Origin of the sequence: Paraburkholderia sp. (genome assembly GCF_036488505.1) — a bacterium.
In the GTDB taxonomy this organism is placed as follows: domain Bacteria; phylum Pseudomonadota; class Gammaproteobacteria; order Burkholderiales; family Burkholderiaceae; genus Paraburkholderia.
Window position 1 is genome coordinate 1 of sequence record NZ_DASXHN010000248.1, and the last position, 2,844, is coordinate 2,844.

The following is a 2,844-nucleotide window of genomic DNA, read 5'->3' on the forward strand; positions in this document are numbered from 1 at the left end:
CTCAAGCGCAAGATCGAGGACGCGTTCAAGCGCAACGCGGAAGTCGACGCACAGCACATCACGGTCGAGGCCGAAGGCAATAAGGTCGTCCTGCGCGGCAAGGTCCGCTCATGGGCCGAGCGCGAGGAGGCCGAGCGGGTCGCATGGCTTGCCCCCGGTGTGATGCGGGTCGACAACCGGATCACCATTGATTACTGACGCGGTGCTGGAGACCGGTCGGTTCGCTCCCAGCCGGTCATCGCGCTCGCTTCGGCGGTCTGTATCGACCCGAATGCGCGATACAGCAAAGCTTCAACCGGGCTGGTTCGCATCAAAGAGCCCTGCCGTGGCCCGGATTCGAACCGGGCGCAACGCCTATGTCCTTTCTGCCTACGGGAGCTACCACGATGACGTACAAAATCGTCGTTTTCAACTCGACGCGAGCGAGCGCGTTCATCCGCGACTCGAAATCGCCCTGCGGCTCCCGAAGCACTTCAGCGCGCGTCTGACGGGCCTCCGCTCCGTGCTCACCCCGCCACGCGCTCGTTCTATGTGATGCGGGCGCGGCCGAATACTTTCAAAATGATGAGAAGCGCATCTTGAACGGCCTGACGCACTCGAGAAGCTCTTCCAAGCAAACTCCCGCTCGGTGACGTGTCGGGACAATGGGTCAAGGCCGCCCTCCTGAAGACGGTGAAGCAGATCACCGTCGTCACCGTAAATGGCGCGAAAGGAGAGCCACCCGGCAGCCGCATTTTGGGCGCGGATCGCCACGGCTATCGCGCGCCACGGGGCCGAGGTCACCGTTGCGGGGATGGACGGCGTGCGCGATGTGCCGGTCGGCGAACTGCTGCTGTCGCGCGCGGCCGACTTGGGCATGGACCTGATCACGATGGGCGCATATTCTTAATGCACTGTTCGCATGGTCGTCGAAGCCGGCTATCTGGCTGGCAACCGGTTGTCGCTGTCGCGCCAGCGTGCCCGCCGCACCAGGCCTCGCGTCACGCGCTGCCTCGACCGCACGCTGTGGAACGAAGTGAAGCACCATATCTACAGCCTGCCGAAGGACTCGCCTCGCGAGCGGGAGCGTTATCTGCGCGCGCGATGGCTGTTCGCGCTGTTCTATCTCGGCGGACTGCGGACCTCGGGGGCCCGGCCTGCAATGAATTTGCGAGACGGCTTTTCGAGAGTTCGTCGAATGTCCGTAATGTGCGGACATTCTTTTCGACGCATCGGGCGAAGTTCGAGGCAAATGCCGGCCGTGAATCTTTCGAAAGCGGCAGAGTAGCTGAGGGCACGGCAGGGCTGCATCCGACCCCCGATGGAGCGATGGACCGGGTGACCGCAGGATCGTGACACATCCGAGCAGAAACCGGAAAGAAGCGCGCGCAGGCCATGGCTAGACTGGCCAGAGAGCAGGATCCTGTCGATGTAATTTGACGCCAGCGCTTCGAAGCGTCTGTGACAGCACTTTTCAAGCCGCGTCAAAAACGCAAGGAGCGAATATGCCTGATACGGAAATCGCGCCCGGGGAAGCCGCGCAGCACGACGAGCAATTCCCGCTGCGCAAGCTCTTCGAACCCTTAAAGGTGGGACCGCACAACCTGCGTCATCGTGTCGTGATGGCGCCACTGACGCGTTCGCGCGCGAGCCGGCCAGGCAACATACCGTCGCGGCTGAACGCCTGCTATTACGCGCAGCGCGCAGCGGCCGCGCTCATCATCAGCGAGGCGACGCAGGTGTCGATGCAAGGACAGGGCTATGCATGGACGCCTGGGATCCATAGTCGCGAGCAGGTCGAAGGCTGGCGGCTCGTGGCGCACGCCGTGCACGAGGCGGGCGGGTTGATGTTCATGCAGCTCTGGCACGTCGGACGCATATCGCACCCCTCGTTGCAGCCCGATGAAATGCTGCCCGTTGCGCCCTCTGCGGTCCGGCCGAAAGCGGAGGCGTTCATCGAGAACGAGCGCGGCGAAGGTGTCGTCGCGCCCTGCGTCACGCCTCGCGCGCTGCAGATCGAAGAGATGCCGTATCTCGTGCGCCAATACTTCAGGGGTGCGCGCAACGCAAAGGCTGCCGGTATGGACGGCGTCGAAGTGCACGGTGCGAACGGGTATCTGCTCGACCAGTTTCTGTCGTCCGGCACGAACCGCCGCACGGACGAATACGGCGGATCGAGCGAGCGTCGAGCCAGGTTGCTGTTCGAGGTGATCGAAACGGTTTGCGAAGTGTGGGGGCCGGAAAAGGTCGGCGTACGGCTCTCTCCTCTCGGCACCTTCAACGACATGCACGACGACGATCCCGAGGCGACCTTTTCTTACGTCATCGAGAAGCTCAATCGATACGGGCTGGCTTATTTGCACATCGTCAATCCCGCGCTGGCGGCGACCGGTGAGGTGTTCGCCAATGCAACGACCACCACATTCTTTGGCCGGCGCTTCATCATCTGCTCGACCCACTCGCCGGGCTCCTTTGCGTGCTCTATTACGCTACGCGCGCCGTGGATCAGCAGTGTGCGCAATAGGTGTCGCCTCTGTTGCTGATCCCGTGCAGGTTCACCTTTCCGCCCGAGCCGGTCTGCTTCGGCACGATGCCAACCCATGCGGCAAACTCCCGCCCCGAACTGAATGCTTTCGGATCGCCCATCATTGAGACGGCTGCCGTTGCCGTCAGCAATCCGACGCCGCAAATTTCGCTAACCGCCTTCACCGCCTTGTCCTCCTTCTTCCACTCGCGCATCCGGCGCTCGATCTCGGCAACTTGTTCGTCCAGCTTTGCCAGTCCATTCCACTGCTCGCGAAACGTATCGATCAGCACAGCAGGCAGGCGCTCCGCGATCCGTTCGAGCACCACCGGTATCTCCTT

Annotated in this window: 2 protein-coding genes and 3 pseudogenes; 4 read left to right on the forward strand and 1 reads right to left on the reverse strand. The window is 62.6% G+C overall.

What is annotated here, in order from left to right; translation table 11 throughout:
• From VGH68_RS15185 to VGH68_RS15200, 4 genes and pseudogenes are all read left to right on the forward strand, one after another.
• Positions 1-198 (forward strand): BON domain-containing protein (locus VGH68_RS15185; protein ID WP_331604469.1); only part of this gene is annotated, 198 nt, incomplete at its 5' end.
• Positions 199-700: 502 nt separating this feature from the next.
• The gene (locus VGH68_RS15190) at positions 701-889 is read left to right on the forward strand and encodes a hypothetical protein (RefSeq protein ID WP_331604470.1); all 189 of its coding nucleotides are present in this window, start codon (positions 701-703) and stop codon (positions 887-889) included.
• A 227-nt stretch (positions 890-1,116) separates the two neighbouring features.
• Positions 1,117-1,236: pseudogene (locus VGH68_RS15195) on the forward strand (Lrp/AsnC family transcriptional regulator); the annotation flags it as partial.
• A 365-nt stretch (positions 1,237-1,601) separates the two neighbouring features.
• Positions 1,602-2,330, forward strand: a pseudogene (locus VGH68_RS15200) (alkene reductase); the annotation flags it as partial.
• A gap of 2 nt (positions 2,331-2,332) precedes the next feature.
• Here the strand turns inward: VGH68_RS15200 and VGH68_RS15205 are convergent.
• Positions 2,333-2,844: pseudogene (locus VGH68_RS15205) on the reverse strand (transposase); the annotation flags it as partial.